Source organism: Candidatus Neomarinimicrobiota bacterium, assembly GCA_036476315.1.
In the GTDB taxonomy this organism is placed as follows: domain Bacteria; phylum Fidelibacterota; class Marinisomatia; order Marinisomatales; family S15-B10; genus JAZGBI01.
The window spans coordinates 24,300-39,099 of record JAZGBI010000046.1 but is presented as its reverse complement, the minus strand read 5'-3'; the positions used below and the strand labels follow the sequence as shown (position 1 = coordinate 39,099).

Sequence of the window (14,800 nt, the reverse complement as noted above, 5' to 3'; positions counted from 1 at the left end):
TAGCAAATGATAGAATAACCCATGAGTACCGCATCCAGAATGCCCGGTACCCCTTGAACGTCTGCTACACTCAATCGAGGGAATGGATCATCTGGGGAGACTATGCCAGACCCAAGACCCCGAGGGGAGTCAACGTTTACCTTTCAACGGATCTTGGAGAATCCTGGAACAGGGTATACTGCTTCAAAGCCGGCGCAATACGTCATGTCCACAATATCGTATTCGATCCTTTTAGAGATCTTTTCTGGGTTTTGACGGGGGATAGGAACAACGAGGCGGGAATTTGGAAAACGGAAGATTTTTCAGAGGTCCTTCCCTTTCTTACGGGAAAACAGGAATACCGGGCCGTTTCGATCATACCGACTCCAACTGGCCTGATTATTCCGACGGACACACCGAGTCAGAGGAATTATGTTCAATACTACTCGTTCGAAAGGGAACGATTGGAGCCTCTGGAAGAATTGAACGGAAGTGCGCTTTATTGTTCAAAAGTGAAAAACTGGATCTTTTTGAGCACTGCCTATGAACCGAGCCGTATCAACAAACACAAATTTGCCGAGTTATGGGGAGCGAAAGAGACAGGGGACTGGAAGCAGTTGCTGTCCTTCAAAAAGGATTTTCTCCCGGTTAGGTACTTTCAGTATCCCGTGGTCAAGATTCCCTATTATGCAGAAGACTATCAGGGGGATTTTTACTATTTCTCAACGAGAAGTGTTAAGGGCGGATCCCGAGTTCTTATATATCGAGACTCCCAATTGAGGGAATTCCTGTAGTGAAGCGGTTCGAGCGATTCGTCTACGATCGCATCAAGAATCGTCCCGCTTTGAAGAGGCTTATTGTTCGTGTATACCAGCGGGCGTTCTCCATAATTCCGGTGGATGACCTTCATTCGGCGTTTTCCATCCGTGTTCGCGAAGGGTATTTCTTTGGATTTCACGATAAATGCCCCTGGTCGCCGGACAATCGTATGCTACTTGCGCATAAGTATCACGATTCTCTTAAGAGGCCCGGACCGCACGACGAGGTGGAAATTGGCTATTTTCAGGGTCGGGATCTTTCCAGGTTCGTCCCCGTGAGTACGACAGGAACGTGGAACTGGCAGACGGGATCAATGCTCCAATGGGTGGGACAATCCCAACTGATTATTCATAACGACCTGGATGGTGTTCAACATGTGTCTAAGATTGTCGATAGTGACGGAGAGACTGTCAGGTCCTTGCCTCGACCGATATGTGCCATAAATCCTGACGGCGGGTATGCTCTGAGTCACAGTTTTGCCAGGTTGAGGAGGTGCGCTCCCGAGTACGGCTATGCGAACGGAGAAGACCCGGAAGAAGAACTGTCCGTACCGGAATCGGACGGTTTATTCCTGATGAATACGAAATCGGGAGACATCGACAAAGTCTTCTCGCTGAAGGAAATTGCGTCTGTTGAACCTGAATCATCTATGGAAGATTCCTACCACTATTTCACTCACTGTCTGTTTTCTCCTTCCGGTGAGCGGTTCATTTTCTTCCACCGGTGGCTGACTGGAAAGGGTCTAACCTGGACGCGGATGATTTCGTGTGACCTTAATGGGAATGATCTTTTCGTTTTCCCAACTTCAGGGACGGTGACTCATACGACCTGGCGCGACGAAGATACCGTTCTTGCCTACGCCTCGACGGAGAAGTTGGGAGATCATTACTATCTCTTTGAAGACAGGACGGGAGAGTTTTCGATCTTCGGGGAAGATTTATTCACCTCGGACGGTCATCCTCAATATTCACACGACAGGACGAGATTCGTCACCGATACTTATCCCAACAGGTCGAGGATTCAATTTCTCATCCTCTGCGATATCGAGAATAACCGCCGAATCGATCTGGCCAGGATTCATTCACCTTTCCGCTACAGACGCGAATTGAGGTGCGATTTGCATCCACGGTGGGATAGGAAGGGAACGATGATATGTTTTGACTCTGCCCATACTGGTGTCCGAGCTCTATGCACGTTGGAATTGCATCCCTATTGAGGCACGCCTTTCTCTTTTCAGGTGAATCAAGAAACCAATAACAGATTGAAAATCCTCGTTGTCACACACTATTATCCTCCTGAAATGGGTGGTGCCGCGGCGAGAGTTCACGGTCTATCCCGCTGGCTTGTGAGTTTTGGTCACAAGGTAACGGTAATAACAGGGTTTCCGAACTATCCGACGGGCTTTATTCCGCGTGGATATCGGGGCCGATTTCGAATGAAGGAAAGGAAAGACGACGTGGACATAATCCGCACATGGGTCTATGCCACTTCTCACCGCAGCGGGATAGGACGACTGTCGAATTACTCATCTTTCATGTTGTCATCTGTGATAACTGGACTCTCGATCAGGGGCGAGTACGACGTCGTGTTGGCGTCATCACCCCCTCTCTTGATTGGCATTGTGGGCCGGGTTCTATCCCGGATCCGCGGAATCCCCTTTGTTTTCGACGTACGTGATATATGGCCCGATGTGGCCGTCGATGCGGGTGCATTTCATTCGGGAGATATTCTGGTCAGGTTGGGTAGGTATTTGGCGAGGCGGCTTTACGCGCGAGCTGACCACATCACCCCTGTCACTGAAGCCAAGTATGACAAAATCGTGGCTGAAGGTGCCGGAGATGAGAAAGTTACCGTTGTTCCCAATGGCGTTGATTTCGATCGGTTAGGAAACGAAAACGTCGAGAAGTGGCGGAGGGTCCTCAAGCCCGCTGGGCCTTTTGTGGCGGCATATACGGGTTTGATAGGTATCGCCCAAGGAGTTGAAACGATTGTGGATGCTGCCAATTTTCTGCACCATGATAGAGGGATTCACTTCCTCATTGTGGGCGACGGTGTTGAAAGGAAAAGGCTAATGCAGAAGGCCAAATATCTGAATTTGAATAACGTGACCTTTGTACCGTCTCAGCCCAGAGAAGAAGTTGCCTCTATTCTCGCTTTGGCGGATGTGGTCCTTGTTCCTTTGGTGAGCAAGAACTTACTGGATGCCGTCCCCTCCAAACTGATGGAGGCGTGGGCTTGTCAAAAACCTGTGGTTCTTGTTGCCAGCGGTGAAGCGGCCCGGCTCGTGGACGCCGCTGGGGGAGGAGTGGTGGTCCCGCCGCAAGACCCGAAACGGCTTGCCGACACGGTCGTCTCACTTTCAAAGGACTCTGATGCACTTTTCAGATACGCAGAAAATGGCTATGAATTCGTCAAAACCCACTTCGACCGGAAAGACCTGGCAAGAAGTATGGAAGACGTTTTGATGACAGTCTGCCGGAGGAAAGAATGATGAAGCTTGTTCATGTCGTCGGGGCTCGTCCCAATTTCATGAAGGTTACTCCAGTGTGGAGAGCCATTTCAAAGAGACTTTCCACTCGCCAGATTCTGGTCCATACGGGACAGCATTATGACGTGAATATGTCAGAAGTTTTCTTCACGGATTTGGGTCTTCCCGAGCCGGACCATTACCTGGATGTGGGTTCAGGGTCTCACGCCGAACAGACGGCCTCCATCATGACCGGTTTCCACGGTGTCGTTTCCAGAGTGAAACCCGACCTTGTACTTGTCTACGGGGACGTAAACTCGACGGTCGCGGCGGCGCTGGTATGTGCCAAACTGCTCATCCCCGTCGGGCACGTGGAGGCTGGATTGCGATCCCTCGACCGAACCATGCCCGAAGAGATCAATCGGCTTCTTACCGATCAGATTTCCGATCTCCTTTTTACCCCCTCATCCGATGGAAATGAGAATCTGATAAGAGAGGGAGTGAATCCGGCTAAAATTCACCTGGTGGGTAATGTGATGATTGATACTCTGGTTCAACTCCTTCCCAAAGCGAAGGACCCAGGGTCTTTCGGCTTACCGGAGAAATACGCCCTGGTCACACTTCACCGTCCATCAAATGTGGATGACCTTACCATGCTCAGACGGATTGTGGAAATGCTTGCTCAAATAAGTGAGCGACTAAAGGTCGTTTTCCCCATCCATCCGCGAACGCGACAGCGCATCGCTGATTTCGATTTGCGACTTCCGGGGAGCGAATCCTTCCAGCTCAGAGAGCCCATGGGTTACCTCGGATTTATCTCCCTGCTGCAATCTTCGACCGTTGCAATCACAGATTCCGGTGGTATTCAGGAAGAGACCACATTTCTCGGTGTGCCGTGCCTCACATTGAGGGAAAACACCGAAAGACCCGTCACCGTTACAGATGGCACAAATCAACTCGTCGGGAAGGACATGAACCTCCTTTGCAGGAAAGTGGATCAGATTTTAGAAGGAGATCAAAAAGAGGGCAAAATTCCGCCGTTATGGGATGGACACTCGGCAGAGAGAATCGCAAACGTCCTGCACGATTTCTTGAATTGAAACAGGAACAGTCGAATTTTCTGGCGAGACGGGGTTGCAATACGGTTGCAATAATGCTTGACATCCGAAAATCGAGGCAATAAATTGTAAAAAAAGGAGCACGTATCGAAATTTGTTAAAGGTTTAGCCTGAAACGTCATTTCAGTAGCGAAGTAAAGTAAAAGCAGGAAACCTTTTGCAGATGGACCGACTCCGACCCAATGAACCGAATGTGATCCAGAGCATTCGGTTTTTTCTTTCCCCTACATACCTTATGTATTGATTGTACTGTGTGACCATGTCGAGAGTGAACTTCAAAAGGAATTGGAAGTATTGGATGGTTGTGGCCGTTCTCATTGTCACAGATACCATCGCGGGATGGGTAGCTTTTTCGGCCATCTTCCTCCCGCTCTATGACACCGCAATCATATTTCCCGGATTTGTCCTGCTGTCCGTTGCGTCCATTCAATTGTTATGGTTCACGTTGTTCTATGTCAACGGACGGTATCGTGTGGATCCTACCCTCTCCAGGTTTGATGAATTGCAAACCCTTTTCAAAATCACCCTCGCGACAACTCTGGTTGGCGTAATGTGCAATGAGCTGTTGAAACTTCCCTTCGTCATACCCAGTGGAATGCTTCTTCAGTACTGGATAGTTTTCGTGGCCTCTGTGTCATCTGGAAGACTGGTGGTGAGGCAAGTGCAGAAGTTCTTCCTCCGACGGGGATATGGAAGGAAGAATGCGGTTATCGTAGGGACAAATGAAAGGGCCCGGAATCTGGCTCAACGACTGAACGACCCCCTTATGGGCTATAATTTCCTGGGTTACTTCACGCCACAGTTCTCAACGGATGGGATTGAGGAAATTGATGGGAAACCGGTCCTGGGATCACTGGGTAATCTCAAGGAGGCAGTTGACGAACGTCACGTCAGTGAAGTGATAGTAGTCCTGGAAAAGCCAGATCACGACAGACTGCTGGACATCATGACCATTGCAAACGGATCTCCCGTATCCCTGAAAATAATTCCCGATATGTACGAAGTGGTCAGCGGCCTGGCCAGGACGGAACACATTTATGGGATTCCTCTCGTTCAGATCAATCCTGAGATTATGACCAGCCAGCAGAGGTATCTCAAGCGCCTCATTGACCTGGTCATGTCGTTTCTTGTGCTGGTACCCCTGTTTCCTGTCTGGTTGGTCGTTGCGGCTGCCATCAAGATTAACTCAAAAGGGCCCATTTTTTACCGACAGGAGAGAATGGGACAGAACGGCCGACGGTTCATTGTGAGTAAGTTTCGATCCATGGTGCACAATGCCGAATCCCATACAGGACCTATCTGGGCAATGGAGGATGACCCGAGAATCACAAAGGTGGGTAAGTTTCTCAGGCGGTTTAGACTGGACGAGATGCCTCAATTCATCAATGTTCTGAAAGGGGATATGAGTGTTGTGGGACCGAGACCTGAACGTCCCTACTTCGTTGAAAAATTGATGGAGCAATTTCCATTCTACTATCGGAGATACAAGATCCGGCCGGGAATTACAGGCTGGGCTCAGATCAAGCATTCCTATGACTCCACCGTGGAAGATGTAAGACAAAAACTGAAATACGATTTCTTTTACATTGAGAACTTGAGCCTCTCGCTCGACTTTATGATCATGTTCAGAACCGCCGCCGTTATGATGTCAGGCAAAGGTCAGTAAAGGTCAGTGGGGGCTTTGAAATATCCCCATTCCTCAATAGCTTTCCCGTCGACATTCTGACTCAGGTACTTTTCTAACCTGCAAACATCAAGTCTTGACTATTGAGACACAAGACCGTCGAGGCCGGATCATAAGTCTGGTCAATTTGCTCCTTCTTCCCCTCTTTCTTTCCGGCCAGACCTTGGTGCGCCCCACGGGATTAAATCTACATTTTTTTGAGGTCAGATCTATCGAGGAAGGGGAAATAGAACCCTACCTTTCGAACCGCCTCAATCATGAGTGGCGAGTGGACACGCCCCCGGGGAGCGACGACTTGCTCAGATCCCAAGCCGGGGATTCCTTGTTTCGGAATGAGAGGATAAAGTTTTTTCCAGATTTCACTTCCACATTTTATCCCAATGGCGGCCGGGTGAACAGGGAAGGTTTCTTCGCGGATATTGCCCCCGCGGTGAATCTGTTTACCAAATACCGGTTGCTGCCCATAAGAGGATTTGGACTGATCCTGTGGGGGCGGATCGAGAAACACTCAGTGGTGAGTAAAAGCAAGATTTCTGATCTTTCATATGACTTCACCTGGCAGAAAGAGATAGGGCGCCGGGCATATCAGAGTAACGATTCCACCTGGGTTGAATACAGCATCGGAGACGGCGGCATTGTTCTCGCCTATCCCTACGGAGAATTCACGTTCGCACAGTCTAACCCCGTGTGGGGACCCGGTTATGCCGGCCAGACATGGCTATCCGAGAAGGCACCCAGTTTCCCTTTCCTGAGTTGGAAACACCGCTTCTCGGATAGGTGGACGTTTACTTATCTGCATGGCAGTCTAAACTCGACATTTCGCGATTCCACTAACTCAAGACTCTATCTTAAAGGCGGATTGCCTCTAGTGCGTAAATTCGTGGTGGCCCATCGTCTCGATTTTTCACCGCGCGAAAACATCAACATTGGTTTCGGCGAATCTGTCGTCTACGGTGCACGAGGAGTGGAAATGGCCTACGCACTCCCGGTACTCTTCTATTGGTCAACCCAGCATAACCTTAGTGACTCTGATAATCTCCAGATGTTCGGGGATCTCCAAATTGCGGTAAAGTCTTTTGGCCGATTCTATGGATCACTATATATTGATGAATGGGACTTTGTAGACACATTCAACAAAAGGAAGAGTAGGAATTGGATGGCCTACCAGGCTGGCTTCGCCTATCTGCTTCCATTTCTTCGTGACTGGAAATCCATTCTACGATTCGAAGCCTCTCATATGACCCCCTATGTTTATGTCCACCGGAGCAGAGTAAATACATTTCAGCACTACGGCCAGTATCTGGGTTTCTGGTCCGGTCCCAATTCCGACAATATGTTTCTCGCGGCAGAGGGAGCTCCGGGTGAGGCGTGGTGGGTACAGATCTATGTCCAGAGAACGAGGCGTGGAGAAGTGAGTGATGAAACTGTTGAAATGCAATATGATCGTGAAAAAATCCCATTTCTGTTTCCCTTTGAATTAAACCCGGAGACGAGGATTCTGGCCGGCTTTCGGGGAGAACTTCTCCTTTTTTCCTTTATGCGTTTCTCTTTCGATCTTTACTATGACCATTGGCTGCGGCGCGTGGACCCTCAGAGCGGAAAAAGGGTCAACTCACAAAAGTTCGATGCCATGATCCAACTTTCAATTGGGCTGTAATCAGCTATTTGAAGGTTCGCCGAGATAGTCCTAAGTTGAGAGTTCTTATTCAGTGATTATTCTGTTCACACTTGTTGCTTTCGCGTATCTCTCTTTCCTTCTCTGGCTGAGGAATGGCATAACGGGCACGCCGCAGCAGCAGACCTCAAAGAAACGTAATCGGCTCCCTCTTGTCTCGGTCATCGTGGCGGCTCGGAATGAAGAGGATAATATTGGCAACCTTCTGCAACATGTCCTGTGCCAGGACTATCCTGGCAGTCAGTTGGAGGTTGTCATCGCAAATGATGACTCCGCTGACTCGACAGGTGATATTGTGAGAAAGTTCTCTGAGAACGATTCCCGTGTGACACATTTGTTGGTGGATGATACCCCCGACAACTGGTCTCCCAAGATGTGGGCTCTCTCAAAAGCAGTTCAATCCTCGGAAGGAGAGATACTTGTCTTCACCGATGCCGACTGTACCATGGGGGCGTCCTGGATTTCGACCATGGCAATGCTCTTTAAGGATACCAGGGTTGGCATGGTCGGGGGACCGAGCCCCCTGGAGAATGGTGGAGGACTGTGGAGGCGCGCACTGCTTCTGGATTCACTGGGTCAGGATTCACTGGCGGCCGGGGGATTTGCCCGTGGATTTCCCCTGACCGTAAGCGGACGAAACCTGGCCATCAGACGTTCGGCCTTCGACTCGGTGAGGGGTTATGAAGAAATCAATTCCTTCTTTTCAGGCGATGATACGCTCATCATGCATAAAATCATCGACGCCGGGTGGGAGATCGAATTCTGCGTCAATCCAGAGGCTCAGGTTAAGAGCCCTCCTCCCCCCGACTTTGCCTCGTTTGTTCGTCAGAGGCTGAGATTTGCCTCAAAAGGCAAAATCTATTACGAGCTTCCTTTTGTCAGAAGTGTCTTCAGATGGATTGTTTCCGCAATTTTCCTCGCCAACCTTGCAGTAGTCGCTGGCATGGCCGCCTTTGTCGTAAGCCTGGATTCCACGTGGCTGCTTCCATGGTTTGTCAAAATGATTGGAGATGGCATCCTCATCGCCAAATACACTTCCTTACTATCTCGACCGTTTGAACCAGCAGCTTTCTTGCTGGATGAAATCTGGCACAGCCTCTATGTTGTAGTTTTTGGTATACTTGGACCTCTACTTCCCATCTCCTGGAAAGGACGAAGAAAGAGCCTCAGGATCGGCTAACCCGCATTTCTCACCACCAAATCTACTGCAACGAAGTATATGCCTACGACTACCGCGTTCTGCTTGAAAACTGTATTCGACGTACTGTCTAGTAGGTCTCCATCAATTTTTCTGCGCAGGCCTTGTATTCATAAACATCTCCTGCGTTTCGGTACGATTTATGTTGAGAAAAGCGGGCGAAGTTTTTCCAAGGGAATGGGATGGCAATTTCGATACCGTCATTGTAATTTTTTCAATGTCTAACCTTTTCCATGGAGATCATGGCTACATAGTGTCGGTTTCATGCTTCCGCTAAAATACATTCGTGAACACCCCGATCAACTGAAAGCCGCAGTTACCCGGAGAGGCGAGACGGTTGATGTGGACAGAATTCTTAGCCTCGACGAAAAGGTGAGACAGACAATCCGTGATGTTGAGGAACTTAAGGCCCGGAAGAACCGGTCGAGTGAGACAATCAGTGAGATGAAAAAGGGTGGCCAAAATCCGGATGATCTCATGGAAGAAATGAAAACCTTGTCTGAGACTATCAGGGAAAGGGACATTCGCCTGTCTGAGCAGAAGGAGATGTTGAACGAACTGCTGATGTGGGTGCCCAATATTCCACATGAATCAGTCCCGGTAGGCAATGATGAATCGGCCAATGTTGAACTCAGGAAATGGGGTGATCCTCCCGAATTAGATTTCGATCTTCTCGATCATCTGGAACTCGCGAACTTACTTAGCCTGCTCGATTTTGAGCGGTCGGCCAAGATCTCGGGATCGGGCTTTCCCCTTTACACCGGGAAAGGTGCCATGCTGGAAAGAGCCTTGATCAATTTCATGTTGGAGCATAACACCGGCAGGGGATATGTGGAGGTTGCTCCCCCTTTTCTCTCCCTTCGTTCTGCCAACGAGGCAACGGGCCAGCTGCCCAAAATGGAAGAAGACATGTACGCGGTGGAGCAGGACCAACTGTTTCTTGTTCCCACAGCGGAGGTACCCGTAACGAATATCCACAGGGGTGAAATCCTCACCGAGGATGATCTTCCGGTACGTTACGTCTCTTATACCCCGTGTTTTCGTCGGGAGGCCGGTTCTTACGGGAGGGAGACTCGTGGCCTCATAAGGGTTCATCAATTCAATAAGGTGGAGCTTGTAAAACTTGTGGCTCCCGAGACATCGTACGATGAGCTGGAATCCCTTACCCAGGATGCGGAATCGGTTCTTCAGGCCCTCGGGCTGCATTACCGGGTGGTGGCCTTAGCCACCGGGGAGATCAGTTTTGCCGCATCAAAGTGTTACGATCTGGAGGTGTGGGCCCCTGCTGAGAAGAGATGGTTGGAAGTATCAAGTTGCAGCAATTTCGAGTCTTTTCAGGCGAGACGTGCCAACATCCGGTATCGAAGGGCAGATGGCAAACTTGACTTCGTGCACACTCTCAACGGCTCTGCCGTGGCCACGGCGCGATTGATGGTTGCCCTTCTGGAAAGTTATCAGACGGAAGAGGGAACCATAATGGTGCCGGAGGTTCTTCACCCCTATACCGGCACCGCAGTGTTGAAGTAAACCTGTGTTCACCGCCTTCAGATCATGATACGCACCGTTTTTGCCTTCATCAACCACCTGTTCTGGACAGGGCTGATGGGTACGATAGCAATTCTTGTCAGTCCTTTGGACACCCGTGGGAAAATGATCGCGACGGTGACACGTTTGTGGGCATATTTCTTGTTGAAAGGCTGCGGTGTCCCATTCCGGGTTAGGGGATTGGAGAAACTTGACCGCGGCAAGTATTACATCTTTGCCGCCAATCATGAAAGCGCCATAGATATCCCACTCGTCTTCGCGGCATTGCCTTTTCAAGTGGTATCCATGGCAAAGAAAGAGCTCAAAAAGATCCCCATACTGGGATGGGCTATGACCAGGGCACGGCATGTTTTTGTGGACAGAAAAAATCACCGGCGTGCCGTTGAATCTCTCGCACAGGCAGTTGAATCTCTGAAAGAATACCCAAGGTCCGTCATTGTTTTCCCGGAGGGGACCAGAAGCACCGATGGCGAAATTCACCGGTTTAAGAAGGGGGGCCTGGGTCTGGCTGTTGATCTCGGTATTCCGGTGGTCCCCATGGCCGTTTGCGGAACGAGGGACATCTTGTCCCCGCATTCGCCCAGGTTGAGGCCGGGAACGATTGAACTGAGAATCGGCTCACCTATCGAGACGAGTGACTGGGCAGAATCTACGAAATCGAAGTTTGCGGAATATGTGAGGGAACAAGTGGCGTCTCTCAAGGCCACCTGGTTGTCTGAAAAACGGGGGAACGCCGAAATGGCGCCGGCATGACGGAGTCTACAATTGAGAGGCAAGAAACAGGCCCGTCCGAATCAGAGTTGATCAGGTGGTGGCTGAGCCTCGAGCAGGGCAGCCGGATATCAGCGTCGGATGGAGAAGACGTGTATCTGTTTGAACAGGGTCACCGGAACGTCCACGATGGACCGGATTTTCTGAATGCACAATTTCTGCTGGATGGCAAAACTTTGAAGGGTGATATTGAATTCCATGTGCGCGAACGGGACTGGTTCTCCCATCATCACGACAGAGATCCGCGATACAACAATGTCGTTCTGCACATTGTGGTAAAGCCGGGATCGAAAAGGACGGTCACCCGTTCAGGAAAAAGTGTGACCCTTGTGCCAGTAAGGCCGGGCAATGTCTTCTCCCGACAGGAAAAATTCTGCCAGTTGACAGGAGAATGTGACGAGGAGAAGTCTACAAGGAAACTTCGTCGGCTGGCAAAGATCAGGTGGATGCGAAAAGTATCTCGAATTCGAAACTCGATCAGGGAAACGGGTGATGCACGTGAGGCATTTTACGTGGAGTCTTTCCGGTCACTGGGACTCAAGGGAAACGAAAATGCCTTCGAGCGCCTTTCGAGAAGTGTGCCTCTTTCCACATTTCTGAACCTGGCTGAGCCGGGAGAAGTGCTGGCCGTTCTTCTGGGAACGTCCGGGCTGCTGGACTTCGCACCAACTGATAAAGATTTCGGCAACGGGGACTATCGTCGCCTGTGGCGATCTCTCTCGAGGACACTTTTGGTTAAAGAGGTCATCGCTTCCGATGATTGGAGGAGAAAGGGTATTCGACCCAATGCCTTCCCGGAACGCCGGCTGGGATGGGGAGCGAGACTAGCCTGGTCACTTGTTAGCGGCTGGGAGCCCTGGAGAGATAAAGCGGAGGAGACACTGTCACGCTTAGACACCGTTCTTGATGAGAAGAGTGGAGGCAAAGGTTGGCAAGGAGAGTGGCTTGGGAATGTTATCATTCCTTTCCGTGAGGCGTGGGATGAGTTCAGTAAAGGACGCGGGAATAGCAAAAGATATGAGATATGGTTTGGACTGGATCTTGGCTATACGTACGGTCGACTGTCCCGTCAATTCTCTCCCCATCTCAGGCAGAGGCAACTGACTTCTTTTGGAGTTCAGCAGGGGCTTCTCGCCCTTTCTGAAAGGTATTGTGAGATGGATCTGTGCGGTGCCTGTCCTTTGAGGGAATAGATGGCGGTTCTCACTCAGGAAAAGATGGCGGAGCGATCTGCGACGATTCGAAAAGAGGGTAAGACTGTCGTATTTACAAACGGCTGCTTTGATCTGATACACCTTGGGCACGTGGAGTTGCTCAACCGGGCCAGAGAGGAAGGAGACCATCTGTTCGTGGGAATAAACAGTGACGATTCCGTCTGCCGCCTCAAAGGAATCGGTCGCCCCATCCAACCGGCCGAGGACAGGGCGATCATACTCGACTCCCTCGCAACCGTGAGTCATGTGACAATCTTCGAGGAGAATACACCTGAAGACCTGATCCACATGATAAGACCCCACGTACTGGTGAAAGGGAAAGACTACAAAGAAGATGAGGTGGTGGGTGCCAATCTGGTTCGTTCGTGGGGAGGTCGAGTCGTGCGCGTTTCACTGGTAGAGAATAGAGGGACCCAGCAGATCGTGGAGAGGATTCTGGCCGGTGCTCGACGGGAAATACCTTGACTGTACTTCAGATTTGCCACTAATTTGGCGACTTCTTTTATGGGGAAAGATTCAATATGATGTCCAGGGATTGAGATGAGGAGTTTCCATTTGGCTATCACGGTTCTCCTTTTGGGTGTCTTGTGCCAGATCGTTGCGGGAGTGCGGGGAGATTCCCAGTTGGATGATCAAGGGGCTGTTTCTCAGGACAGCGGTCCCAACAGATTTCCGCTGATCCTATCAGACGCCAAGGGTCTCCTGGGGGAAGCCATGATTGCTGATCACCATGGCGATACGCTTGAGGTCATCTATTTGATTGATAAGATCGTAGAGTTGATGACGGAAGCCGAACAACTTGGGGAGATGTCAGAAGATGACCGGATGGAATATGACCGTTTTGAACATACATTTCTCCACAGTTACGAACATTTTTTCAAGACTGTGAACAAATTGGAAACGCCCATCGCCACGGCGAGCCTGAAGCAAGAAATGTCTGAATACCTGGAATCGATCGAAATTGAAATCAATGGATCCAAGTTCCGGGTCATAGACGACCGTGAGGGACACATTCCTCTGGTGATGAACAAGAGAGTGGACCGGGCGATCAAATTCTTCCAGACCAAAGGCCGGGAGAATTTCGAACAATGGCTTTCGAGATACCCCGTCTACTCGGATCTTCTAACGGACATTCTCACCGAAAACGAACTGCCCGAAGAACTTGTATTTCACGCCATGGTTGAGAGCGGTCTGAATCCAAGAGCGTATTCGCGGGCTCGGGCCGCAGGACTATGGCAATTTATCTCCTCCACTGCGAAGCTGTATGGGCTGATGCGTAACTGGTGGGTTGATGAGCGGAGGGATCCCATAAAATCCACGAAAGCCGCGGCAGACTACTTGAAGGATCTCTTTATTGAGTTTGACGATTGGTATCTTGCACTGGCGGCTTACAATGCCGGGGAAGGGAGAATCCATCGAGCGATCCGTTTGCATCAGACACGCGATTTCTGGCGATTGAACTCCCTGCCGAGGGAGACTCGGAATCACGTTCCCACATTTCTGGCCACTGCTATTATCACCCGGAACCCTGAGGAATACGGTTTCAAGCGAGTGGAGGCTGACCCCTTTGTTTTTGATGAGGTTGTAATTGAAAGAAGTGCCGATCTGTCCGTTCTTGCCAGTTGCGCGGGTATAACGGTAGATGCCGTGAGATTGTACAATCCCGAACTGCGGCAATTTGCCACACCTCCTGAAGAGCCATATTCACTCAAGATTCCTCGGGGGCGGAAGGAAAGGTTTGAAACGGCCTTTGCTTCCCTGCCGGATGACCGGAGATTTTCTCCCCAGTATCTTGTCCATCGGGTGAGAAGAGGGGAGAGTCTCTCGCTCATCGCGAGAAAATACAGGGTTTCCATTCATGAAATTGCGTCCGTGAATAAGATACGGAACTATCACCGATTGCAGATCGGCCAGAGGCTAACGATCCCCACGCCTTCCTCGGGCCGTGGCCCGATCCTCGCTTCCTCCTCAGATCGAGGCAAGAACTCAGAAGTCCACATTGTTAGAAAAGGGGACACATTGGGGCACATTGCCATGCTTTACGGCACGACTGCAAGGACTATCAGGACGTGGAATGGGTTGAGGTATGGCGGGTACATCTATCCGGGCCAAAAATTGACCGTCCCTCTCACTTCATTGTCATCCGGTGGTACAGATGGCTACTCCAAAGAAGTCTACAAGGTCCGAACCGGGGACACACTGAGTCATATCGCTGTTCGCTATCGAGTTTCGGTAGGAAAGATGAGAAAGTGGAATGGCATCGGACGCGGGGATTTCATTTATCCGGGACAGAAGCTGGTAATCTATGTAAATGAGAGCTAATTTTGTCT

Annotated in this window: 12 protein-coding genes; all 12 read left to right on the top strand. The window is 50.2% G+C overall.

Annotation, left to right across the window (positions count from 1 at the left end; genetic code table 11):
• The coding region (locus tag V3U24_04815) for a hypothetical protein (GenBank protein ID MEE9166770.1) at positions 1-773 on the top strand (773 nt) is incomplete at its 5' end.
• A complete protein-coding gene (locus tag V3U24_04810; GenBank protein MEE9166769.1) occupies positions 773-2,014 on the top strand; it encodes a hypothetical protein in 1,242 nt (413 codons plus the stop codon). The genes V3U24_04815 and V3U24_04810, both read left to right, overlap by 1 nt.
• 45 nt (positions 2,015-2,059) lie before the next feature.
• Positions 2,060-3,289 carry a glycosyltransferase family 4 protein gene (locus V3U24_04805; GenBank protein ID MEE9166768.1) on the top strand — a complete coding sequence of 410 codons (1,230 nt, stop codon included), beginning with the start codon at positions 2,060-2,062 and terminating at the stop codon, positions 3,287-3,289.
• Positions 3,286-4,365 carry a UDP-N-acetylglucosamine 2-epimerase (non-hydrolyzing) gene (gene wecB, locus V3U24_04800; GenBank protein ID MEE9166767.1) on the top strand — a complete coding sequence of 360 codons (1,080 nt, stop codon included), beginning with the start codon at positions 3,286-3,288 and terminating at the stop codon, positions 4,363-4,365. The genes V3U24_04805 and wecB overlap by 4 nt, the downstream gene beginning before the upstream one ends.
• 316 nt (positions 4,366-4,681) lie before the next feature.
• Positions 4,682-6,049, top strand: a complete 1,368-nt coding sequence (locus tag V3U24_04795) for a sugar transferase (GenBank protein MEE9166766.1) — start codon at positions 4,682-4,684, stop codon at positions 6,047-6,049.
• Between the two features lie 94 nt (positions 6,050-6,143).
• Complete coding sequence (locus tag V3U24_04790; GenBank protein ID MEE9166765.1) at positions 6,144-7,724, top strand: capsule assembly Wzi family protein; 1,581 nt, start codon at positions 6,144-6,146, stop codon at positions 7,722-7,724.
• Between the two features lie 52 nt (positions 7,725-7,776).
• Complete coding sequence (locus V3U24_04785; protein MEE9166764.1) at positions 7,777-8,922, top strand: glycosyltransferase; 1,146 nt, start codon at positions 7,777-7,779, stop codon at positions 8,920-8,922.
• A 282-nt stretch (positions 8,923-9,204) separates the two neighbouring features.
• Positions 9,205-10,467 (top strand): serine--tRNA ligase, encoded by a 1,263-nt coding sequence (serS, locus tag V3U24_04780; protein MEE9166763.1) that lies wholly within the window; start codon positions 9,205-9,207, stop codon positions 10,465-10,467.
• A gap of 24 nt (positions 10,468-10,491) precedes the next feature.
• Entirely contained in the window at positions 10,492-11,238 is a 747-nt protein-coding gene (locus V3U24_04775) for a lysophospholipid acyltransferase family protein (GenBank protein ID MEE9166762.1), read from the top strand.
• A complete protein-coding gene (locus V3U24_04770) occupies positions 11,235-12,449 on the top strand; it encodes a DUF2851 family protein (GenBank protein ID MEE9166761.1) in 1,215 nt (404 codons plus the stop codon). The genes V3U24_04775 and V3U24_04770 overlap by 4 nt, the downstream gene beginning before the upstream one ends.
• Positions 12,450-12,935, top strand: a complete 486-nt coding sequence (gene rfaE2, locus V3U24_04765) for a D-glycero-beta-D-manno-heptose 1-phosphate adenylyltransferase (GenBank protein ID MEE9166760.1) — start codon at positions 12,450-12,452, stop codon at positions 12,933-12,935.
• A gap of 75 nt (positions 12,936-13,010) precedes the next feature.
• A complete protein-coding gene (locus V3U24_04760; GenBank protein ID MEE9166759.1) occupies positions 13,011-14,792 on the top strand; it encodes a LysM peptidoglycan-binding domain-containing protein in 1,782 nt (593 codons plus the stop codon).
• Positions 14,793-14,800: the final 8 nt, after the last annotated feature.